The organism is Serratia marcescens subsp. marcescens ATCC 13880 (assembly GCF_017299535.1).
In the GTDB taxonomy this organism is placed as follows: Bacteria; Pseudomonadota; Gammaproteobacteria; order Enterobacterales; family Enterobacteriaceae; genus Serratia; species Serratia marcescens.
The window spans coordinates 4,909,627-4,932,508 of record NZ_CP071238.1; the positions used below are offsets into that span (position 1 = coordinate 4,909,627).

The 22,882-nt window shown below is 61.4% G+C and carries 20 protein-coding genes; 6 read left to right on the top strand and 14 right to left on the bottom strand.

The genetic code is table 11. The features are described from left to right. Positions 1 to 6: 6 nt before the first annotated feature. Positions 7 to 873 carry a crotonase/enoyl-CoA hydratase family protein gene (locus tag J0F90_RS23455; RefSeq protein ID WP_016930461.1) on the bottom strand — a complete coding sequence of 289 codons (867 nt, stop codon included), beginning with the start codon at positions 871 to 873 and terminating at the stop codon, positions 7 to 9. Positions 874 to 1,214: 341 nt separating this feature from the next. Here J0F90_RS23455 and yhjD point away from each other — a divergent pair, with 341 nt between their 5' ends. From yhjD to J0F90_RS23470, 3 genes are all read left to right on the top strand, one after another. Beyond that, positions 1,215 to 2,234: an inner membrane protein YhjD gene (gene yhjD / locus J0F90_RS23460; protein WP_033639159.1), complete on the top strand. Its 1,020-nt coding sequence runs from the start codon at positions 1,215 to 1,217 to the stop codon at positions 2,232 to 2,234. A 329-nt stretch (positions 2,235 to 2,563) separates the two neighbouring features. Further along, complete coding sequence (locus J0F90_RS23465; protein WP_033639158.1) at positions 2,564 to 3,886, top strand: MFS transporter; 1,323 nt, start codon at positions 2,564 to 2,566, stop codon at positions 3,884 to 3,886. A gap of 100 nt (positions 3,887 to 3,986) precedes the next feature. Then, positions 3,987 to 4,754: a CDP-diacylglycerol diphosphatase gene (locus J0F90_RS23470; protein WP_033639157.1), complete on the top strand. Its 768-nt coding sequence runs from the start codon at positions 3,987 to 3,989 to the stop codon at positions 4,752 to 4,754. Here J0F90_RS23470 and J0F90_RS23475 read toward each other — a convergent pair whose 3' ends face one another. Further along, positions 4,755 to 6,794 carry an AsmA family protein gene (locus tag J0F90_RS23475; RefSeq protein ID WP_033639156.1) on the bottom strand — a complete coding sequence of 680 codons (2,040 nt, stop codon included), beginning with the start codon at positions 6,792 to 6,794 and terminating at the stop codon, positions 4,755 to 4,757. 89 nt (positions 6,795 to 6,883) lie between these two features. Further along, a complete protein-coding gene (gene pdeH, locus J0F90_RS23480; RefSeq protein WP_016930466.1) occupies positions 6,884 to 7,675 on the bottom strand; it encodes a cyclic-guanylate-specific phosphodiesterase in 792 nt (263 codons plus the stop codon). A 238-nt stretch (positions 7,676 to 7,913) separates the two neighbouring features. On the opposite strand from pdeH, the gene kdgK reads away from it, so the two are divergent. Then, entirely contained in the window at positions 7,914 to 8,846 is a 933-nt protein-coding gene (gene kdgK, locus J0F90_RS23485; protein WP_033639155.1) for a 2-dehydro-3-deoxygluconokinase, read from the top strand. A gap of 243 nt (positions 8,847 to 9,089) precedes the next feature. Continuing rightward, the gene (locus tag J0F90_RS23490; RefSeq protein WP_033639154.1) at positions 9,090 to 9,791 is read left to right on the top strand and encodes a LuxR family transcriptional regulator; all 702 of its coding nucleotides are present in this window, start codon (positions 9,090 to 9,092) and stop codon (positions 9,789 to 9,791) included. 47 nt (positions 9,792 to 9,838) lie between these two features. On the opposite strand, the gene ilvC is transcribed toward J0F90_RS23490, so the two are convergent. Next, positions 9,839 to 11,314, bottom strand: a complete 1,476-nt coding sequence (ilvC, locus tag J0F90_RS23495; protein WP_016930469.1) for a ketol-acid reductoisomerase — start codon at positions 11,312 to 11,314, stop codon at positions 9,839 to 9,841. A gap of 168 nt (positions 11,315 to 11,482) precedes the next feature. Between ilvC and ilvY the strand changes: the two genes are divergently transcribed. Continuing rightward, complete coding sequence (ilvY, locus tag J0F90_RS23500) at positions 11,483 to 12,373, top strand: HTH-type transcriptional activator IlvY (protein WP_004929971.1); 891 nt, start codon at positions 11,483 to 11,485, stop codon at positions 12,371 to 12,373. 9 nt (positions 12,374 to 12,382) lie between these two features. On the opposite strand, the gene J0F90_RS23505 is transcribed toward ilvY, so the two are convergent. From J0F90_RS23505 to J0F90_RS23550, 10 genes are all read right to left on the bottom strand, one after another. Further along, positions 12,383 to 13,084: a DUF2461 domain-containing protein gene (locus tag J0F90_RS23505; protein WP_016930470.1), complete on the bottom strand. Its 702-nt coding sequence runs from the start codon at positions 13,082 to 13,084 to the stop codon at positions 12,383 to 12,385. 21 nt (positions 13,085 to 13,105) lie between these two features. Beyond that, positions 13,106 to 13,684 (bottom strand): immunity protein Sip4, encoded by a 579-nt coding sequence (gene ssi4 / locus J0F90_RS23510; RefSeq protein ID WP_016930471.1) that lies wholly within the window; start codon positions 13,682 to 13,684, stop codon positions 13,106 to 13,108. Next, a complete protein-coding gene (gene ssp4, locus J0F90_RS23515; protein WP_016930472.1) occupies positions 13,684 to 14,679 on the bottom strand; it encodes an Ssp4 family T6SS effector in 996 nt (331 codons plus the stop codon). The genes ssi4 and ssp4 overlap by 1 nt, the downstream gene beginning before the upstream one ends. A gap of 112 nt (positions 14,680 to 14,791) precedes the next feature. Then, positions 14,792 to 16,336: a threonine ammonia-lyase, biosynthetic gene (gene ilvA, locus J0F90_RS23520; RefSeq protein WP_016930473.1), complete on the bottom strand. Its 1,545-nt coding sequence runs from the start codon at positions 16,334 to 16,336 to the stop codon at positions 14,792 to 14,794. Positions 16,337 to 16,341: 5 nt separating this feature from the next. Then, entirely contained in the window at positions 16,342 to 18,192 is a 1,851-nt protein-coding gene (gene ilvD / locus J0F90_RS23525) for a dihydroxy-acid dehydratase (protein WP_033631836.1), read from the bottom strand. Between the two features lie 106 nt (positions 18,193 to 18,298). Beyond that, complete coding sequence (locus tag J0F90_RS23530) at positions 18,299 to 19,225, bottom strand: branched-chain amino acid transaminase (protein WP_016930475.1); 927 nt, start codon at positions 19,223 to 19,225, stop codon at positions 18,299 to 18,301. 23 nt (positions 19,226 to 19,248) lie between these two features. Further along, positions 19,249 to 19,506 carry an acetolactate synthase 2 small subunit gene (gene ilvM, locus J0F90_RS23535; protein WP_004929955.1) on the bottom strand — a complete coding sequence of 86 codons (258 nt, stop codon included), beginning with the start codon at positions 19,504 to 19,506 and terminating at the stop codon, positions 19,249 to 19,251. Further along, the gene (gene ilvG / locus J0F90_RS23540; protein ID WP_033639153.1) at positions 19,503 to 21,149 is read right to left on the bottom strand and encodes an acetolactate synthase 2 catalytic subunit; all 1,647 of its coding nucleotides are present in this window, start codon (positions 21,147 to 21,149) and stop codon (positions 19,503 to 19,505) included. Before ilvG ends, ilvM begins: the two co-directional genes overlap by 4 nt. Positions 21,150 to 21,291: 142 nt before the next feature. Further along, a complete protein-coding gene (gene ilvL / locus J0F90_RS23545) occupies positions 21,292 to 21,390 on the bottom strand; it encodes an ilv operon leader peptide (RefSeq protein ID WP_013814970.1) in 99 nt (32 codons plus the stop codon). A 133-nt stretch (positions 21,391 to 21,523) separates the two neighbouring features. Further along, complete coding sequence (locus J0F90_RS23550; RefSeq protein WP_004929950.1) at positions 21,524 to 22,756, bottom strand: MFS transporter; 1,233 nt, start codon at positions 22,754 to 22,756, stop codon at positions 21,524 to 21,526. Positions 22,757 to 22,882: the final 126 nt, after the last annotated feature.

Here is a 22,882-nt window from a genome sequence, read left to right on the forward strand (position 1 = left end):
TTAACGTTAGCCGGCACGACGCAGGTTCAGGGTATGGCGATCCTGCAACATCACCAGCCGCTCGATGTAGGCACGGTCTTTTTCCTCAATGGTAAAGGCCGAGTGCACCCAATCTTCGGTAATGTCCATCAGCTCGGAACGCGTCAGCTGCAACACGCGCTGACGCGCCCGCAGCATGGCGCGCATGCCGTTGAGCTTCGGCCGGATGGTATCGATGAAGGTGCGCGTCGCCAGGTAGGCGTCGCCGGGCTGGAACAGCTGGTCTACCAGCCCGCGGCTCTCGAACCACTCTGCGGTGTGCGACTCGCCGCCCCAAATCAGCTCCTCGGCCAAGCGCATGCCCGCCTTGCGCGCCACCAACGAGTAACCGCCCATACCGGGAAACAGGTTGAACGCAATCTCCGGGAACCCCATGCGCGCATTGTTTTGCGCCAATACGAAATGGTGCGCCAGCGCCGCTTCAAAACCGCCGCCCAGCGCACTGCCTTCAACCATCGCAATGCTGATCGCACCGGTGTCGAAACCGCGTGCCGCCGCATGCACGCAGTCGATGCAGGCGCGCGCGTAGGCCATCATCGCCTCGCGCTTGCGGTTTTTGATCGCTTCGGCGAAGAACTGCAGATCGCCGCCGACGTTGAACATGTTCGGCACCAGCGAGCCGGTGACCCAGAAGTCGAACCGCAGCGAAGACTCCTTCGCCGCCTGCGCCAGCGTCATGATGTCTTCAATCAACGCCTGGTTGAAGCAGGGGCGCGGCGCGGCGCGCAGCAGCATCCACATGATGTGCCGCCCCTCTTCATAGTAGGCGGAGATCTGCGACAGATTGCCCGCTTCGGTAAACGGACGACAGGTGGGGTGATTAAGCAATTTCATAAGACCTTCCAGTTTTTCTGTTGATGACGGATGAGACCGTTCCAGCCCCTACGGCTGCAGCGGAGCGGCGAGCGGCAAAGCGCGACGCCACATCATGAGTAAACGCTTTCTCGCCGACGAAACAGATAAAAATTGGAGGTAGAGAAGTGAAAAAAACCGAGGCGCCACGGGGTTTTCATAGGAATTTTACCTATCGCGCCATCCCCGGCATTTCATGCCGGGCGCTAACGCGTTAAGCTCGGAAATTGACCGTTTGCCGCCCCGGCGCTCAAAACGCCGCAGGGCTTTGGCTATAATCAACGCTGATACATGCCGTTTAACGTTAAGGAAATCGTGAAGTAATGCCTACAGGACCAGACCAGGAACGCCGCCAGCCCACACAAGACACGCCGCCGAAGCCGCTTATCGCCATCAAGACCGGCCATGAGACTCTCGACCGCCGCATCAGCGGTTTTTCACGTCTGATTGAACGCATCAAAGCCTGGCCGAGCGTGGCGCACCTGCTGCGCGCCGCCGAACGCTTTAACGATCGGCTGGGCAGCCAGTTTGGCGCCGCCATCACCTACTTTTCATTCCTCTCGCTGATCCCGATCCTGATGGTGTCGTTCGCCGCCGCCGGTTTCGTGCTGGCTTCCAACCCGGATCTGCTGGCCCGCTTGATCAACCGGATCGTCGGCAGCATCAGCGATCCGACGTTGGCCAGCACGCTGAAGAATACCGTCAACACCGCCATTCAGCAGCGCACCACCGTGGGATTGACCGGTCTGGCGCTGGCGCTCTATTCCGGCATCAGTTGGATGGGCAACCTGCGCGAGGCGATCCGCGCGCAGTCGCGTGACGTCTGGGAGCGCAATCCGCAGGATCAGGAGAAAATCTATTTCAAGTACACCCGCGACTTCATCTCGCTGACCGGCCTGGTGGTGGCGCTCATCATTACGCTGTCGCTGACCTCGGTCGCCGGGTCGGCGCAGGCGGCGATCGTCAACGCGCTGGGGTTGGACGGCATCGAATGGCTGCGGCCGGCGTTGACAACGATCGCGCTGTCGATCTCGATTTTCGCCAACTATCTGCTGTTCCTGTGGATTTTCTGGATGCTGCCGCGCCACAAACCGAAGAAAAAAGCGCTGCTGCGCGGCACCTTGCTCGCGGCTATCGGCTTTGAGGTGATCAAGTTCGTGATGACGATGACGCTGCCGCAGGTGGCGAAGTCGCCTTCCGGCGCGGCCTTCGGCTCGGTGATCGGGCTGATGGCGTTCTTCTACTTCTTCGCCCGTTTGACGCTGTTTTGTGCCGCCTGGATCGCTACCGCCGACTACAAAGGCGACAAAGCCTTGCCGGAACGCGAGCCGCCGGCCCCCTGAAGCCATGCAATCGTGCCGGTGTTATCGCACACGCCGGCACTTTCCTCTGGTTAATAAGCAAAAACCCAGTCAATCCCTCTAAATCATGCGGCATGACATTCGGAAAACCAGCATAACAAACTACCCATTCACTTTTCTTTCCCGTTTTTACAGCCATTCCCTCTGTATGAAACCCATTTCTCAACGTTTAACGCTACAGAAAAGAAGCCCGGTAAAACATTAGTCTTTTTAACCGGTTAGCGGCGGCGTTGCCCAAAGTTACAGCGTTGAAAAGGCGGAATGCTGTCACTAAGATGGATTTTTACCCCCTCCAACAATAAGAAATAGATATGCAAGCCACCATCGCACCCCCACTCGACGCCGACGACGCGTCTACACCGGTGAATTCCCGCGGGAAAGTCATCGTCGCCTCGCTGGTCGGCACCGCCATCGAGTTCTTCGACTTCTACATCTACGCCACCGCCGCGGTGATCGTGTTCCCGCACATCTTCTTCCCGCAGGGCGACCCGACCACCGCGACGCTGCAGTCGCTGGCCACCTTCGCCGTCGCTTTTGTCGCGCGCCCTATCGGCTCTGCGCTGTTCGGCCACTTCGGCGATCGCGTCGGGCGCAAGGTCACGCTGGTCGCCTCGCTGCTGACCATGGGGATTTCCACCGTGCTGATCGGCCTGCTGCCGAGCTATGAAACCATCGGCATCTTCGCCCCTATCCTGCTGGCGCTGGCGCGCTTTGGGCAAGGCCTGGGGCTGGGCGGCGAATGGGGCGGCGCAGCCCTGCTGGCGACGGAGAACGCGCCGGCCAAAAAGCGCGCGCTGTACGGTTCTTTCCCCCAGTTGGGGGCGCCTATCGGTTTCTTCTTCGCCAACGGCACCTTCCTGCTGCTCTCGTGGCTGCTGAGCGACCAGCAATTTATGGAATGGGGCTGGCGCGTGCCGTTCATCCTCTCCGCGGCGCTGGTGCTGATTGGCCTGTATGTGCGGGTATCGCTGCATGAAACGCCGGTGTTCGCCAAAGCGGCCAAGGCCGGCAAACAGGTGAAAGTGCCGCTCGGCACGCTGCTGAGCAAGCATCTGAAAGCCACCATCCTCGGCACCTTCATCATGCTGGCGACCTACACGCTGTTTTATCTGATGACGGTGTATTCGATGACCTACGGCACCGCGCCGCAGCCGTTGGGCCTCGGCTACTCCCGTAACAGCTTCCTGTGGATGCTGATGGTGGCGGTGATTGGTTTCGGCGTGATGGTGCCGATCGCCGGTCTGCTGGCGGACGCGTTCGGCCGCCGCAGGACCATGATCGCCATTACCCTGCTGATGATCGGCTTCGCGTTCCTGTTCCCGACCCTGCTGGGTTCCGGCAACCAGGCGCTGGTGATGGGCTTCCTGCTGTGCGGCCTGAGCATCATGGGGCTGACCTTTGGCCCGATGGGCGCGCTGCTGCCGGAGCTGTTCCCTACCGAAGTGCGCTATACCGGCGCGTCATTCTCCTACAATGTCGCGTCGATCCTCGGCGCGTCCGTGGCGCCTTATATCGCCACCTGGCTGGCGGCCCACTACGGGCTGTTCTACGTCGGCATGTACCTGGCGGCGATGGCCGGGCTGACGCTGCTGGCGCTGCTGCTGATGAAAGAAACCCGCCACCAGTCGCTGTGATCCGCTGCGGCCCCCTCACTGCGGGGGCCGCACGCGTTGTTCGTTTCCTGTCATAAAACCGGGCTATGCTGAATGTTTCTCTCGGTAACAGGATCGGCCGATGTCTTTGCGTCGTGGGGTATTTGTCTGCGTGGCGCTGCTGGCGGCTCTCGCCATCGCGCTCTATTACGGGTTGAAGCCTGACCATCCCGATGCGCTATGGCGCATCGTCAGCCAGCAATGTCTGCCCAATCAGCAAGCGCATGACAACCCGGCGCCCTGCGCGCAGGTGGATGTGCCGGCCGGTTTCGTGGTGTTTAAAGATCGCAACGGGCCGCTGCAATACCTGCTGATGCCCAGCGCCAAAATCACCGGTATCGAAAGCCCGGCGGTGCTGGACGCCGCCACGCCGAACTTCTTCGCCCAGGCCTGGCGCGCGCGCCACGTGATGGCGGAGCGTTATGGCAAACCCATCGACGACGGCGATATTTCACTGGCGATCAATTCGGAATATGGCCGCACGCAAAACCAGCTGCACATTCATATCTCCTGCCTGTCGCCGGCGGTAAAACAGCGGCTGGCGCAGATTGGCACCGATTTCATCGAGCAATGGCAACCGCTGCCCGGCGGCCTGTTGGGGCATGACTATCTGGGGCGGCGGGTGACCCCCGCCGAACTGGAACAACAGGGCGCCTTCCGCCTGTTGGCTTCCGGCCTGCCGCGCGCCGACGGGCGCATGGGCAGCTTCGGCCTGGCGATGACCGCGCTGCCGGACGGCGATTTCCTGCTGCTGGCGACCGAGCGCAGCCTGCTGCCGTTTACCCTGGCCTCGGCGGAAGAGATCCAGGATCACGACTGCCGGCTGCTCACGCCGCCGCCGCACGCCTGATTATTTTTTGCCTTTAATCTCCCGCAGGATCTGCCCGCACGGATTCTCCTCGCCGCCCTCACTGGGCGAGACCAGCGCCAGCAGCGCCGCCGCCGGCGTCAGCACCGCCCCCAACGCCACCGCCGCCGCGCCGCGCGCGATCAGCGGTCCGGCTTTCACCCCGGCGTCGGGGTGCTTGAAGGTCCCTTTCACGTACAGCGGCGAGCGCAGGGTCAGCACGCGCATGCCCTTGCTTTCCGGATCGATGGACAAATCCAGCCGTTCGGTGGCGAGGTTGGTGTTGCCGGTGATGTTGATCACCGCGTTCTCGGTGTCGAACACGAACAGCCGCGGCGCGGCGACGCCGCTGCGGATGCCGACGTCCGCCGCCGCGCAGTTGATGCCCACCACGTCGTCACCGAACAGCTGCGCCACCAGATAGTTGCCGACGTTCAGACCGAGGATCTCCATCAGGCTACGGCTGATCACCCCGTTATTGATCAACAGGCGCAGGTCGCCGTTGCTGGTCGCCAGCAGCTCGGCCACCGAATTGCCGCTGCCCGTCAGCCTGGCGTCGCCGTTCATCTGCCCGAGGCTGCGCTTCATCGCCGCCACGTTCGGCAACAGCTGTTTGAGCTGGAGTTTGCGCGCGTGCATATCTACCTGACCGCGCATCGGCTTTTTGCCGCCGTCGAGGCGCACGACGGCGCTCAGGCTGCCGCCCGCCATCCCGAAGCGCAGCGGATCCAGACGCAACTCGCCATTGTTCAGCTTCAGGTGTGTGGCCAGATCGCTCAGCGGTAAATCGCTGCCGCGCTCGATGCGCGCGGCGGCAAACTTCACGTCCGCATCCATCTTGCGCCAGCTTTGCGTATCGAACTGTTCGACCGGCAGCACCTTATCCGCCGGCTGGCGGCTCTTCTCGCCGCGCCCGGCTTTGGCGGCGTTGGAGTCCGCACCGATCAGCGGCGCCAGATCCGCCAACCTCAGCTGCCGGGAGCTCACCGCGCCGCTCAGCGTCGGCCGCGGTTTACCGGCGACGTATTTCAAGCTGCCGTGAATATCGCTGTCGCCGATTTTGCCGTCAAATTTCTGATACTCGAACACGGCGCCGCCCGGCTGATGCAGACGAGCCATCAGATGGCCATCGGTCGCATACGGCGGCGTGTTCGGCAGCAGCACGCCGGTCAGGCCATAGAGATTCCCCAGGCTTTCACCGGAAAATTTCAGCTGCACGTCCAGGCCGCCGAGATTCAGCGGATCGGACAAGGTGCCCGCCACCGCCACCCGGGTGCTGCCGGAGCGCACATCGGCCTGCAGCGGGAACGGCAAATCGGCGCTCTGCAGCGACAGCATGCCGCCGATCTTGCCGCTGCCGCTCAGCGGTTCGCCGTTATATTTGCCTTTCACCTGCCAGCCGAAAACATAATCGGGTGTAGCGCTCTTGCCGCCGCTCTGTTTGCCGGTCACTTCACTGAACGGCAGCGGTTTGCCGAGCGGATCGATAACGGCGCGGAAATCCGCCTTTAGCGTGGCGTCTTTAAAGGCGATCTGTCCCTTGTCGAACACGATATCGTGAACGGTGAACGACCAGGCGGAAGGCGGCTGCTTGGGATCCTGGCCGCCGGCCAGGTCAAACGTCCAGTTGTTGTCGCCGTTGGCCAGGCGTTGCAACGACGCATTCGGCTGCTTGAGCCAGATGCGCGGGACAAGCAGTTCTTTCCTCAGCAGCGCCAGCGGTGCGATGCTGGCGTCGACGCGCTGCAGCGTCACCATGCTGTCGCCGGGGATGTTTTTCGGATTACCCAACCACACGTCTTCGGCATGAATATGCGGCCAGGGCACCCAGGCGCGCCAGCCGCCCTCCTCAGGGTTACGCGACCAGTCGACGCCCAGATCGCCGCGGATAGCGAAGGGCCGCCGCAGTTCGGCCGACACCTTGTCGTTGATGGTAGGCTTGAGTCGATTCCAGTCGAAGGTGGCGATGAAGATCGCCAGCGCGGCGATCGCCAGCAGCACAATGCCGCCCAGCCAGCTGAAAACCTTTCCTGTTCTTGTCATAGCGGCTCCCTCAGCGCATAAACCGGGCTGCCGAATAAGGAAAAGGAATTAGCAGCCCCGTTTAAGCCTAGCTGAGGATAGGCCGGAGTTCACGCCGGCGCGCCGGGCGCAGCGAACAGCGTCGGCACGCTGTGCAGCGTTTCAAAGCACGCCGGACGGGAAAGGTAGTAGCCCTGTGCGGCCAACGCGCCGGAGCGCTGCACCAGGCGCCACTCCTGCTCGGTTTCCACCCCCTCGACGATCACCCCGTCGCTGTGCTGGTTCATCATCTTGATCAGGGTGCCGAGCAGCTGCACCCCCTCTTCCGACTGTTTGAGCAAGGTGAACAATTCGCGCGCCACCTTGATGTATTGATACCGCCAGGCACCGACGGCGGAGAAGTTGGCCAGCCCGCTGCCGAAATCGTCCAGCCACAGCCGCTCGCCGCCGACAATCTGCTGCAGCGGGCGGTTTGATGCCGTTGCGGCGTGCTCCACCAGCTCGAAGCGCAGATAGGGCATCTCGGCGATCTGCCGTTGCAACGCGCGATGACGCTGCAATGCTTGCAGCGCGATGCCGTCGATATTGACCGATACCATCACCGCGTGGCGGATGAACAACGCCTGCCAGCGCTGCAACAGCGCCAGCTGTTCCTGAACCACCCGCAAACGCTGGGCGACGCCGAGCGAGGCAAAATACTGTTCCGGGGATTGCCGCTTGTCCGGCTCATTCGGGTGATGCACCGCCGTCAGCAGTTCCACCGCCAACAGCGCGCCGCTGGTGCGATAAATCGGCTGGAAGGTATACAAGCGCCGGCATTGCCGCCAGTAGCGCCGCGATTTGGCGCAGGCATAGAGGGCAAAACAGGGCGCCAGCAGACCCGAGATCAGATTGGTTATCATCGGTACTATCGCCGTGGCGGGGAAGTGAGAGCGCTGCCGCTGTTTCTTTACCCAACTTATCGGCCACGCCACGTAAAACTTTAAGCACGAATTGCCGCACGCTTTCCTCTTCACCCTGTCGGCGTTGGCCGATCGCGATCATAAAAAATTAAAACACTGTTTTAATTTATTGACTCCCTTATCGCCTTGCGTGGAGACTGGTGGCTGTTGCTTCTTCTTTAGCCAGGGCTTATTGACGATGACTATCCGAAACCTCGCCGTGATCGGCGAATGCATGATCGAGCTGTCACAGCAGGGCGCACAGCTGACGCGCGGCTTTGGCGGCGATACCCTCAACACCGCCGTCTACCTCGCCCGCCAAATGCCGAAACAGACGTTGCAGGTGCATTACGTCACTGCGCTCGGCACCGACAGCTTCAGCGGCGAGATGCTGCAGGCCTGGCGGCAGGAGAAGATCGAGACCGGGTTGATTCAGCAGTTCGACAACAAGCTGCCGGGCCTGTACGTGATCGAAACCGACGCCGCCGGCGAACGCACTTTCTACTATTGGCGCAATGACGCCGCCGCCCGCTATTGGCTTGCTGGACCGCAGGCCGACGCACTGTGCGCGCGGCTGGCGCAGTTCGATTACCTGTACCTCAGCGGCATTAGCCTGGCGATCCTCGCGCCTGCCGACCGCACGAAGCTGCTGACGTTGCTGCGCCGCTGTCGCGCCAACGGCGGCCAGGTGATCTTCGACAACAACTACCGCCCGCGTCTGTGGCCAAGCCGTGAGGAAACGCAGCAGGCCTACCGCGAGGTGCTGGCCTGCACCGACATCGCCTTTTTGACGCTGGATGACGAAGAATTGCTGTGGGGTGCGCAGCCGGTTGAACAGATAGTGACGCGCACGCAGGCGCTCGGCGTCGGCGAGATCGTTATCAAACGCGGCGCGGATGCCTGTCTGGTGTTCAATCTGGAGGGGGAGCGGCTTGAGGTGCCGGCGATCGCGCTGCCGCCGGAGCGCGTGGTGGATACCACTGCAGCGGGCGACTCTTTCAGCGCCGGCTACCTGGCGGTGCGCCTGAACGGCGGCGGCGCCCGGCAGGCGGCGCAGCGCGGCCACCAGCTTGCTGCGACGGTGATCCAACATCGCGGCGCCATCATTCCCGCAGCGGCGATGCCCGCATAATCAATAAGGCGGCGCCGAAGTCGCCCCGCCGCCCACGCAATGGATCCCAGAAGCATTGATCAGAGGATGATTGAAAGAATTTCCCTGGCGTTGGCTTATTTCCGCCCAGAGCTGCTAAGCTCGGGTCTTGGCATTGCCGTCTTTTTGAATTTATTAGCCGAGTATAAATTTCAATCCGCCGCACTGACTAGCTGGACTTTGGTGCAGGTCGGGCTGAGCCGCCGAACGACAGGGAGGTTACCGATGGCCGTCACATTCGCCAACGCCGTCGCCGCAAGACTGCATCTTGATGGCCGGCTACAGGCCTTCAGCCAATTCAAATACGCTTACTTGACCTTCAACAAACATCATCCCGATCGCCATCTGTTGGTATCGAGCTACCCGCAAGAATGGCTGGACATCTACAGTGCCAATCGCTATCAGCGCATCGATCCCGTCGTGCGCGCCGCCCATAACCGCTGTGCGCCCTTTATGTGGCACGACACCGCCCTCACCACCGAGGATCGGCATTATCGGAAGATCTTCAGCCAGGCGCGGGAGTACGACATCGTGCACGGCTGCAGCTTTGTTTTGCACGATCACGACAACAATCTGGCGATCTTGTCGATCAGCGCGACGGCGGCCGATGACGCCGAACTGCGGCAGCTAATGGAGGAAGAAAGGGCCAGCCTGCAGATGGTCTTGGTCGATACCCACCAGCACGCGCTTGCGTTGGCCAGCGCCGAGGCGAGCCGAAAGGATCGGCTCTCGCCGCGCGAAGGGGAAATTCTCTATTGGGCCAGCCAGGGCAAAACCTATAATGAGATCGCGCTGATCCTGGGGATCAAAACCGGCACGGTGAAGTTTCATATCGGCAATGCGGTGCGGAAGCTGGGGGTCGCCAACGCCAAACACGCGATCCGGCGCGGCCTTGAACGGCAACTGATCGCGCCGCCGCAGGCATAAAAAAGCCGGCATTGCAGCCGGCTTTTTGTTTTTTATCTTGCGGAAAATCAGCCCGCAACGGCGATACGTTTCATGTCGGTCATGTAGCCACGCAGTTTGCGGCCGACGGTTTCGATTGGGTGGCTGCGCACCGCTTCGTTCACGTCGCGCAGCTGCGCGTTGTCCACCGCCGTACCCGCCACGGCTTTGCCCAAATCGCCCGCCTGCAGGGTGGTCATGAAGTCCTTCAGCAACGGCACCGCCGCGTTGGCGAACAGGTAGTTGCCGTACTCCGCGGTATCGGAGATGACCACGTTCATTTCATACAGACGCTTACGCGCAATGGTGTTGGCGATCAACGGCAGCTCGTGCAGCGACTCGTAGTAAGCCGATTCTTCGATGATGCCGGCATCGACCATGGTTTCGAACGCCAGCTCAACGCCCGCTTTCACCATCGCCACCATCAGCACGCCGTGATCGAAGTACTCTTGCTCGCTGATTTTGCCTTCAAACTGCGGCGCATTCTCGAACGCGGTTTTGCCGGTCTCTTCGCGCCAGGTCAGCAGTTTCACGTCGTCTTCCGCCCAGTCGGCCATCATGCCGCTGGAGAAAGCGCCGGAGATGATGTCGTCCATGTGCTTCTGGAACAGCGGCGCCATGATGGTTTTCAGCTGTTCGGACAGCGCATAGGCGCGCAGCTTGGCCGGGTTGGACAGGCGATCCATCATCAGCGTGATGCCGCCCTGCTTCAGCGCTTCGGTGATGGTTTCCCAGCCGAACTGAATCAGTTTCTCGGCGTAAGCCGGATCGGCGCCTTCAGCAACCAGCTTGTCGAAGCACAGCAGAGAACCCGCCTGCAGCATGCCGCACAGAATGGTCTGCTCGCCCATCAGGTCAGATTTCACTTCAGCGACGAAGGAGGATTCCAGCACGCCGGCGCGGTGGCCGCCGGTCGCCGCCGCCCAGGCCTTGGCGATCGCCATGCCTTCGCCTTTCGGATCGTTTTCCGGGTGAACCGCAATCAGGGTCGGCACGCCGAAGCCGCGCTTGTACTCTTCGCGCACTTCGGTGCCCGGGCACTTCGGCGCGACCATCACCACGGTGAGGTCTTTGCGCACCTGCTCGCCCACTTCAACGATGTTGAAGCCGTGGGAATACCCCAGCGCCGCGCCGTCTTTCATCAGCGGCTGCACCGCACGCACCACGGAAGAGTGCTGCTTGTCCGGGGTCAGGTTAACCACCAGATCCGCCTGCGGGATCAAATCTTCGTAGGTGCCAACCTTAAAGCCGTTTTCGGTCGCCTTGCGCCAGGAAGCGCGCTTCTCGTCAATCGCTTCTTTGCGCAGGGCATAGGCGACATCCAGACCGGAATCGCGCATGTTCAGTCCCTGGTTCAGGCCCTGGGCGCCACAGCCGACAATCACCACTTTTTTACCTTTCAGGTAGCCGGCTTCGTCAGCAAATTCGTCGCGCGCCATAAAGCGGCATTTACCCAATTGCGCCAACTGCTGACGCAGGTTCAATGTGTTGAAATAGTTAGCCATGGTGGTACTCCGGTTTGATGTTGTCTTGCATTGTTATTTTCATTCCCCGCCCTGTCTGTGCGGAGATTCGTTAAACTCAATGTATAACAGGAAATGCGTTGCTTAAATTGATATATTGAGAACGTGACATTGCAATTTTTGCAACACTTTCACTGCGAGCGTATCGATATGGATTTACGTGATTTAAAGCTGTTCCTGCATCTGGCCGAAAGCCATCACTTCGGGCGCACCGCCAAGGCGATGCACGTCAGCCCGTCGACGCTCTCCCGCCAGATCCAGCGGCTGGAAGAGATCCTCGGGCAGCCGCTGTTCCTGCGCGATAACCGCACCGTGCAGCTCACCGACGCCGGCGAACAGCTGAAAGAATTCGCCCAACAGACGTTGCTGCAGTATCAGCAGCTGAAACACTCGCTCGGCCAGCACGGCCCTTCGCTGAGCGGCGAACTGCGGCTGTTCTGCTCGGTGACCGCGGCGTACAGCCACCTGCCGCCGATCCTCGATCGCTTCCGCGCGCAGCACCCGCTGGTAGAGATTAAGCTGACCACCGGCGACGCCGCCGACGCGGTCGACAAGGTGCAATCCAACGAGGCCGATCTCGGCATCGCCGGCCGGCCGGAAACGCTGCCCGCCAGCGTGGCGTTCACCAAAATCGGCGAAATTCCGCTGGTGCTGATCGCGCCGGCGCTGCCCTGCGCGGTGCGCAGCCAGGCGTTCGCCGACAAGCCCGACTGGGCCGAGATCCCGTTCATCCTGCCGGAGCACGGCCCCTCGCGAAAACGCATCGAGCTGTGGTTCCGCCGCCACCGCATCAGCAATCCGCTGATTTACGCTACCGTCGGCGGCCACGAGGCCATCGTGTCGATGGTGGCCCTGGGCTGCGGCATCGCGCTGATCCCAAGCGTGGTGGTGGACAACAGCCCGGAGCCGGTGCGCAACCGCATCTCGCAGCTGGATAACATCTCGATGGTCGAACCCTTCGAGCTGGGGGTTTGCGTTCAGAAAAAGCGCCTCAGCGATCCGTTGATCGACGCCTTTTGGCGGTTGCTGCATCCCCGCTGACGCGGGGTTTCAAAGGTCTGCCGGATCGATCTGCTTCATCGCCTCTACCTGCATCAGCCAGTGGTAGAGCGGCTCAAGCTGCAAAAACGCCCCGGCCAGCAGCGGCGCCAGATCGGCGTTGAACAGCTTTTCCACTTCGCTGTCCGTCACCATCACCGCAAACGACTTGCGGTTGTACCAGGTGGCGATCTCCGCCGCCTGCTCCTTCACCAGCGGGCGCTTGTAGCTTTCGCCCACCAGCTCGAACGGCGGCCGGCAGCAGGCGGCCACCTCCAGGAAAGGCTGCGGCCGTTGTTTCAGCGTATGGCGGAACAGATCCATGGTCGGCTTGTTGGCGCTGTAGTAGCCGAGCCCATAGCGCAACATGTCCGGCCCCAGTTCAAAAAAATAGACCGGCGCATCTTTCCAGTCTTTGCTCGGGCGTTTGAACGTCAGCCACATGCGGCTGCGGTAGCGCGACTTGTCGTGAGAAAACCGCGTATCGCGATGAATGCGCGACAGCGTTTTGCCGATCGCCGGGCGAGTCTCAAACTGCGGATCGATCGCCAGCATGCCGGGAGCCAACTGCTCCACCAGCGCGCGAAACGGCGCCAGCAGTTCGCGATCGTAGATGTCGCGGTTGCCGTCGAACCACGCCTTATCGTTCTCGATCCGCACCTGCTGCAGGAAATTCAGGCCCTGCTGGCTAAAGCCGGAGAAAGGTTGCGTCATAAGTTTTTCCGTTCTGACGGTTTATCGGGTGTTGCGCAGATCTTCCCTCTGCCAACGGCGTTTGATAAACACGCGCCGACGCGTGCGGAAATAGGCGACATACAGGTAGAACGCCGCCCGGTTGCTGAACAGCGCCCCGCCAACCGCGCCCCCCAGCAGCAGGGCGCCGGTGGCGATGCCGGTCATGCCCGCCGCCCACGCCGCCGCGGCGCCGAGGCAACACAGACCGAGCATGCCAAGGTAATATTGCAGCAATACCACCCCGCTGTTTTTACCCTGCACCAGTTGGAACAGGATCAGCGTCATCCACACCGCCACGATCGCGCCGCTGCCCATTAGAACGGCGGCAGAAGTCTTGCCGCTCCAGGCGGCCGCCACGTCCGTGGCCAGGCCCATCACACCCGCCAGCCCCAGCGTCAGGCATACCATCAGCAACATGACGTTGCCGACGCCCGGCGGTGACAACCGCTGGCCCGGCGTCAGGAAATGCTGCTCAAGCTGCGCATCCACGCCGGCGAAAAGCGCACGATCGCGCGCCGCGATTTGGCTTTCCATTTCCCGGCCCTGCACAATCAGGCGTTTAATCATCCAGTCCGCCATTACCTCACCATCTGCGGCAATTTCTGCATAATGCCCACAAAATACTGCCCGGTGGTTTTCACATTCACCGGCGCAGACAGGGTGCCGCTGATGCCGCTGCCCACGAACGTCAATGAGTTATTGAGCGCCGAATGCAATTGCTGACGCAGCCCGTTTTGGATCGCTTCCGTCGGATAGCGCTTCGGGTATAAGCCGTTCTTCACCATCTCTTTCAAGACGTTATTGGAAATCCCCGGGTTTTCCGCCCGAATGATGTTTTCGGTCAGCCGCTTCCTTTCGCTGCGGGGCATGCTTTTCAGCCATTCCGTCGCCTTGCGCGCCGAAATGCGGCGCATGGCGCGGTAGGTCATCGTCGCTTCCTTCAGGGCAGCCCCGGCGCTGGCCAGCGAGATCACATCGAGTACGGTGCTGGTGGCGATATACCACTGCTCTGAATCGAGCTGAGCCAATTCATCGCCTTTCCCGTCATAAAGCTTGTTGACGCGGTACAGCCCATTGCCGCACTGCAGCGCGCTGGCGGCCATGCCGGCATAGCCCAGATAAGCCACCGCTGAGCTGGTGCCGCCGGTAAACGGCACGGCGACGCTGCCCGACGCCAGTAAAAAGACCGATACCAGCAGCGTTCCACACGACAGCGCGGCCGAGGCCAGCTCTTTGCTGACGCTGGGTTTGCTCAGCGCTTCCGACAGCGTATTGGTCGCGGCAACGCGCGAGGTATGAGCCACCGTTTTGCTGATGACCACATGAGTGACCTGCGAAGCGTTTGAGTAACCGGTGTGCTGCGTCGGGCGGACTAAAAATGAGTTTTGCCCGTCGGAAAAAATAATCCCCACGCCATGAAAGGCGAGGCTGCAGTCCAGCGAGTCCTGCAGGGCTTGCAGATTAATATCGCGATAGAATTCTTGTACCCCGGCATTGCCCAACAAGCGGGCAAATTCGGCGTTGGTCAAATCGTCTTCGGGAGAACCGAACGGCGTAGAAAAAGCAGTTTTCATTGTCGTGCATCCCTATACGTCAGAAGTCTTGGCAGTATAAAAATGCACGACAAAATCACAACCACGCAACCTATAAACTGACTAACGCGTCACGGTTGCTTATCAATCCGGCTCACCCCTGCAAAAAGAAGCGGAACGCCGGGTTGTCGGTTTCGTCGTGGCAATCGTAGCCCAGCGCCTGCAGGTGCCGCTCGAATTCCGGCTCGCTTTGCGCCAGCTCGAAGGCCGCCAGCACCCGGCCGAAGTCGGTGCCGTGGCTGCGATAGTGGAACAACGAGATGTTCCAGTGCGTGCCCAGCGTTTGCAGGAACTTCAGCAGCGCGCCCGGCGACTCCGGAAACTCAAAGCTGTACAGCCGTTCGCGCAGCGGCTTCGACGGACGCCCGCCCACCATGTAGCGCACGTGCAGCTTGGCCATCTCATCGTCCGACAGATCCACCACCTGATAACCGCCGGCGTTGAGTTCGTCGATGATCTCCCGTCGTTCGGCGTGGCCGCGCGTCAGACGCACGCCGACGAAAATGCAGGCGTTGTCGGCATCGGCGTAGCGGTAGTTGAATTCGGTCACCGAGCGCCCGCCCAGCAGTTGGCAGAACTTGAGGAAGCTGCCCTGTTGTTCCGGAATGGTCACCGCCAGCAGCGCTTCGCGTTGTTCGCCCAGTTCGCAGCGCTCGGAAACGTAACGCAGCCCGTGGAAGTTGAGGTTGGCGCCGGACAGCACGTGCGCCAGACGCTCGCCCTGAATGTTGTGCTGCTGGACGTACTTTTTCAGCCCCGCCAGCGCCAGCGCGCCGGAAGGTTCGGCGATGGCACGCACGTCCTCGAACAGATCTTTGACCGCCGCGCAGATGGCGTCGCTGTCCACGGTGATCACGTCGTCCAGATACTCACGGCACAGGCGGAACGTTTCGTCGCCGATGCGTTTCACCGCCACGCCTTCGGCGAACAGCCCGACGCGCGCCAGATCCACCGGATGGCCGGCATCCAGCGCCGCGCGCAGGCAGGCGGAGTCTTCCGCTTCGACGCCGATCACTTTGATCTGCGGCATCAGCTGTTTGATCAGCACCGCCACCCCGGCGGCCAGGCCGCCGCCGCCGACCGGCACGAAGACCCGATCCAGATGCGCGTCTTGCTGCAGCAGCTCCATCGCCAGCGTGCCCTGCCCGGCGATCACCGTCGGGTGATCGAACGGCGGCACGAAGGTCATGCCCTGCTGTTGGGAAAGTTCAATCGCCTTTGCCTTGGCCTCGTCGAAATTGGCGCCGTGCAGCAACACTTCGCCGCCGAAGCCGCGCACCGCATCCACCTTGATGTCCGCGGTGGACACCGGCATCACGATCAGCGTTTTGATGCCCAGCCGTTTACCGGAGAAGGCGACGCCCTGCGCGTGGTTGCCGGCCGAAGCCGTCACGACGCCGCGCGCCTTCTGCTCTTCGTCCAGCCCGGCGATCATCGCATAGGCCCCGCGCAGCTTGAAGCTGTGCACCGGTTGGCGATCTTCGCGCTTCACCAAAATGGTGTTGCCGAGGCGCGAAGAGATTTTGCTCATGGCCTGCAACGGGGTGACCTGCGCCACCTCGTAGACCGGCGAGCGCAGTACCGCTCGCAGATATTCCGCGCCGCAGGGGGCGCTGGGTAGGGGTTGAGAGACCGCCATGCTGCTTATCCCCCCAGTTTGCTCTTGTCGCGCACCGCGCCTTTGTCAGCGCTGGTGGCCAACGAGGCGTAGGCGCGCAGCGCGAAGGATACCTGACGTTCACGGTTTTTCGGCGTCCAGGCCGCGTCGCCGCGCGCCAGTTCCGCCTCATGCCGCGCCGCCAGCTCCTGCTCGCTGACGTCCAGTTGGATGCCGCGATGAGGAATGTCGATGGCGATCATGTCACCGTCCTGCACCAGGGCGATCAGGCCGCCGCTGGCCGCTTCCGGCGAAGCGTGGCCGATGGACAACCCGGAGGTGCCGCCGGAGAAACGCCCGTCGGTGATCAGCGCACACGCCTTGCCCAGCCCCATCGATTTCAGGTAAGTGGTTGGATAAAGCATTTCCTGCATGCCCGGGCCGCCTTTCGGCCCTTCGTAACGGATAACGACCACGTCGCCCGCTACCACTTTGCCGCCGAGGATGGCGTCTACCGCCTCATCCTGGCTTTCATAGACTTTGGCCGGGCCGCGGAAGGTGAGGATTTCTTTGTCCACGCCGGCGGTTTTGACGATGCAGCCGTTTTCCGCCAGGTTGCCGTACAGCACCGCCAATCCGCCGTCCTGACTGTAGGCGTGCTCACGGGTGCGGATGCAGCCTTCCTTGCGGTCGGTGTCCAGCGAATCCCAACGGCAGTCCTGAGAGAATGCCTGCGTGGTGCGGATACCGGCCGGACCGGCGGAGTACATTTTCTTGACGCTTTCGTCGCGGGTCAGCATCACGTCGTAGGCTTCCAGCGTCTGCGGCAGGGTCAGCCCCAGCACGTTGTTCACCTCACGGTTCAGCAAGCCGGCGCGATCCAGCTCGCCGAGGATGCCGATCACGCCACCGGCGCGGTGCACGTCTTCCATGTGATATTTCTGCGTGCTCGGCGCCACCTTGCACAGGTGCGGCACTTTGCGCGACAGGCGATCGATGTCCTCCATGGTGAAGTCCACCTCGCCTTCCTGCGCCGAAGCCAGCAGGTGCAGCACGGTGTTGGTCGAGCCGCCCATGGCGATGTCCAGCGTCATGGCGTTTTCAAACGCCGCCTTGTTGGCGATATTGCGCGGCAGCGCGCTCTCGTCGTCCTGCTCGTAATAGCGTTTGGTCAGCTCGACGATGCGCTTGCCGGCGTTGAGGAACAGTTCCTTGCGATCGGCGTGGGTGGCCAGCAGCGAACCGTTGCCCGGCTGCGACAGGCCCAGCGCTTCGGTCAGGCAGTTCATTGAGTTGGCGGTGAACATGCCGGAGCAAGAGCCGCAGGTCGGGCAGGCGGAACGCTCGATCTGCTCGCTGTCGGCGTCGCTGACGTTCGGGTTCGCGCCCTGGATCATCGCGTCCACCAGATCCAGCTTGATGATCTGGTTGGAGAGTTTGGTCTTGCCGGCTTCCATCGGACCGCCGGAGACAAAGATCACCGGAATATTCAGGCGCAACGCCGCCATCAGCATGCCCGGGGTGATCTTGTCGCAGTTGGAGATGCACACCATCGCATCGGCGCAGTGGGCGTTCACCATGTATTCGACCGAGTCGGCGATCAGCTCGCGCGACGGCAGGGAATAGAGCATGCCGCCGTGGCCCATGGCGATGCCGTCATCCACCGCGATGGTGTTGAACTCTTTGGCCACGCCGCCGGAGGCTTCGATCTGTTCGGCGACCAGTTTGCCCAGATCGCGCAGATGCACATGGCCAGGCACGAACTGGGTAAAGGAGTTGACCACGGCGATGATTGGCTTGCCGAAATCGGCGTCGGTCATCCCGGTCGCGCGCCACAATGCGCGGGCACCCGCCATATTGCGGCCGTGGGTGGTGGTGGCGGAACGGTACTTAGGCATGCTCTTTTCACTCCAAATGTATTTATGACAGGCGGCGAACGAACCGCCTGGATATTCTTATCTTGTCTGTCTTGTCGTCCGCCACGCTGCGCGGCGAACCTTGTCGTTACGGATTGACCGGATCCAGCCAACCGTATTTGTCTTCGGTCTTGCCGCTGAACAGGCCGAAGAACGCCTGTTGGATCTGTTTGGTCACCGGGCCGCATTTGCCGATGCCGACCTGAATGCCGTCCACGCTGCGCACCGGCGTGATCTCCGCCGCGGTGCCGGACATGAACACTTCGTCGGCCAGGTACAGCGATTCGCGCGACAGCACCTGCTCGCGCACCTCGAAGCCCATGTCTTTCGCCAGCTTGATGATCGCGTCGCGGGTGATGCCCGGCAGCGCCGAAGAGGTGAACGGCGGGGTATAGAGCACGCCGTCTTTCACTTCAAACAGGTTTTCGCCCGCCCCTTCGGAAATGTAACCGTGCACGTCGAGCGCAATGCCTTCCTGATAGCCGTGGCGACGCGCTTCGCTGCCCACCAGCAGGGAGGAAAGATAATTGCCGCCGGCCTTGGCCGCAGTGGGGATCGTGTTTGGTGCGACGCGGTGCCAGGAGGAGACCATCGCATCGATGCCTTGATCCAGCGCTTCTTCACCCAGGTAAGCGCCCCAAGGAAACGCCGCGATAATCACGTCCGTTTTATAACCGGCCGGCGGGTTGACGCCCATGCCGACATCGCCGACGAACACCAGCGGGCGAATGTACGCGCTGACCAGGTTGTTCTTGCGCAGCGTAGCGCGGCAGGCTTCCATCAGCTCGTCGACGCTTTGCGACACCGGCATGCGGTAGATTTTCGCCGAATCGTGCAGGCGCTGCATATGCTCGCGATGACGGAATACCACCGGCCCCAAGTGCGAGTCGTAGCAGCGCACCCCTTCAAATACCGACGTGCCGTAATGCAACGCGTGCGACATCACGTGCACTTTGGCCTCGGCCCAAGGAACCATCTCACCATTGAACCAAATGTAATCGGCTTTCTTTGTCATTGTTATTTATCCTTCTCGGCGCCTCAGGCGCGTATTTGTTGTGATGTTGGCTGCTGGATCTCGACGCAGGAGACGTCCATCAGTTTGCTTAATTGAGATGACAACAGGGCGACCGGGCGCGGGCTGGCAACGGTCAATTCGATATTGATGCTGTCGGCGTTGGCCGGGGAAACCATATTCATAGCACAAACCTGAAAGCCGCGATGACGCACGACCCGCAATACGCGCTCTAACATTTCGGGGCGAAAACGCGCCTGGATCGAGAGTTGATGCTGCATCATGATATTTCCTCCAACATGGTTTCGTTGCCGGCGCCCGGCGGCACCAGCGGCCAGACGTTTTCGAGTTCGTCGATAGAGACCTGCAGCAGATAAGGGCCTTCGGTGTTGAACAGCGCCTCGAGCGCGCCCTCCACCTGATCCTTGCGGCTGATGCGCTGGCCGGGAATGCCGAAGGCGGCGGCCAGCATCAGGAAGTCGGGGTTATCGGACAGGTTGGTTTCGCTGTAGCGGCCGTCGAAGAACAGCTGCTGCCATTGGCGCACCATCCCGAGACGCTGGTTGTCCAGCAGCACGATCTTCAGCGGCAGCTGTTTGCGCTTGATGGTGCCCAGTTCCTGCACGTTCATCATGAAGGAACCATCGCCCGAGACGCAGATCACCGTATCTTGCGGACGGGCAATTTGGGCCCCTACCGCCGCCGGCACGCCGAACCCCATGGTGCCGAGACCGCTGGAGGTGATGAAATTCTCCGGGCGCTCGAACGTCATGTGTTGCGCGCTCCACATCTGGTGCTGGCCGACGTCGGTGGTCACCACGCTGTTGGCCGGCTTGCGGGCGGACAGCTGGCGCAAGAACAGCGGCGCGTAGATCGGCTGGCCGGGGTGATCGTAGCGGCAGGCGTGCTCGGCTTTCAGCGCCGTCACCTGCTGCTGCCAGGCGGCGATATTCAGCGGGCGCTGCAACGCCGGCAGCAACGTTTTCAAATCGCCCTGCAGGGCCACATGCGCCTGGCGCAGCTTGCTCATTTCCGCCGGGTCGATATCCATGTGGATCACTTTGGCGTGCGGCGCGAAGGCGTTCAGTTTGCCGGTCACGCGGTCATCGAAACGCGCGCCGACGGCGATCAGCAAATCGCACTCCTGCACCGCCAGGTTGGCGGCCTTGGTGCCGTGCATGCCCAGCATGCCGAGGTACAACGGATCTTGCGCATCCGGCGCGCCCAGCCCCTTCAGGGTGGCGACGTTCGGCATGCGGGTCACCGCGATGAACTCGCGCAGCGCCGGCACCGCCTGCGCCATGCCCACGCCGCCGCCGACGTACAGCATCGGTTTATGCGCTTGCGCCAGCAGCTCAGCCGCCTCGGCCAACGCCGCCGCCGGGAACGCCGGCGCTTCGTCGACCGGCATCAGATGCGGGTGCAAGTCGCCCTGCGCCAGCTGGATGTCTTTCGGGATATCGATCAGCACCGGACCGGGACGGCCGCCTGCGGCGATGGCGAACGCTTCCGCCATGATGCCCGGCAAGGCGTCCAGCGACTCCACCAGGAAGCTGTGCTTGGTGCAGGCCAGAGACAGGCCGAGAACATCGATCTCCTGAAAGGCATCGGTGCCGATCAGCGCGGAACCCACCTGACCGGTGATGGCGACAACGGGAACAGAATCGAGCAGCGCATCAGCCAGGCCGGTGATCAGGTTGGTGGCGCCGGGGCCGGAAGTGGCGATGCAAACGCCGACTTTGCCGGTGGCGCGGGCGTAGCCGATGGCGGCCATGGCGGCGCCCTGTTCATGGCGGCACAGCAGGTGTTCCACGCCGCCGTCATACAACGCATCGTACACCGGCATGATTGCCCCGCCCGGATAGCCGAATACGGTATCCACCCCCTGCGCACGCAACGCTTGAACTACCCACTGAGCGCCATTCATGGTTATTTCCCCGCCTTACTTCGACAACTGCATGATTTTGTTCTGTTTTTCATGTTCTGCCCCTTGCTCCACTTTTCTCTTGCCAATAAAAAACCCCCGGACCTGACGGTGCGGGGGTTCTCTTGCGATTCCGGCTTGTTTGCTAAGCCTTTCTTCGTCCAAGTGCAGCCCCGCACGGTGGGATAATAATCACCACCACGCTAATCACGACTAGGCTAATCACTTGGGCAAAGGCTTTCATAATGGGTTTGTTCACTGTGCTCATTCAGAACTAATGCTTACAGAGGTATCATAGTCACGCGCGGCATGACAACACTTTTTTTGCGTTATTATTCGGCGCAATCTGGTCATACCTCACGCGAATCGCCCATCTTTCACACGTTGGCGCGCATACCCGGATTTTCTACCGCGTCGGTGATCGCCTTGCCGCGCGTATCCTTGCCGAAGAACACCAACAGGGCGATCGCCACCGCCACCGTACCGGCGACGATCGCCATCGCCAGGCCGTAATTATGCCCATGATGCTCGGCGATGGTGGCTTGCAGCGTGGCGTTGACCGAAGCGATCAGGTTACCCAGTTGGTACACAAACCCCGGCAGCACCGCGCGGGTGTTGGCCGGCACCAACTCGGTCAGGTAGGTCGGCACCACGCCCCAGGCGCCCTGCACCATGAACTGCATCAGGAAAGCGCCGATCCCCAACATCAGCGAACCGCTGGAAAACGCCCACAGCGGGATCACCGGCAGCGCCAGCAGCGCGGCAATGATGATCGCTTTTTTGCGGCCGATCTTTTCCGACAACGAACCGAAGAAAACACCGCCGATAATTGACGCGATATTGTAGCTAATGGCGATGATACTGACGGTTTTAGGGTCGAAACCGTGCTGAACTTTCAGAAACACCGGATACAGATCCTGCGTGCCGTGGGAGAAGAAATTGAACGCCGCCATCAGCAGCACCAGATAGCAGCACAGCTTCCAGTGGCTCTTCAACACCGGCAGCAAGGCGGTGCTCTCTTTGCGTTCACGCGCCGCCAGCCACACCGGCGACTCCTGCACGCAATAATAAATAAACGGCAGCAGCAGGATCGGCGCCGCGCCGATGACGAACATGCCGCGCCAGCCGACCGTCTCGAACAGCAGGCCGTACACCACCGCCGCCAGCAGATAACCAAACGGATAGCCGGCCTGGAAAATACCCGACATCAGGCCGCGTGAGCGGTCCGGTATGGTTTCCATCGCCAACGACGACGCCACGCCCCAGATGCCGCCCATCGCGACACCGTACAACACCCGCAACAGCAAGAAGACCGTCAGCGAGGGCGCGGCGGCGGAGAGCAGCTCAAACACCGAGAAAAAGACGATATTCAACATCAGGATCGGTTTGCGGCCATACTTTTCCGCCGCACGCCCGAAGATCAGCGCGCCAATCGGGCGCACCGCCAGCGTGAGCAGAATCGCCAACGTGACCTGTTCCAGACCGACGTGAAAGGATTGCGCGATGTCGCTGAGTAAGAATACCAGCACGAAAAAATCGAAAGCGTCGAGCGTCCAGCTTGAAAAGCTGGCGATTGCCGCGTTGCGTTGCAGCGGGGTCCAACCAAACATAGTGTTATCCCTACCGTAGAGTACGAAGTCAGGAGGTTTAGCGGCTGCCGGGCAGAATGCGGCGGCGGTCGGAGCTTGTTAAAGAAGTGATTTTTCTTTTAATCAATTGTTAAATACACCCGTTAA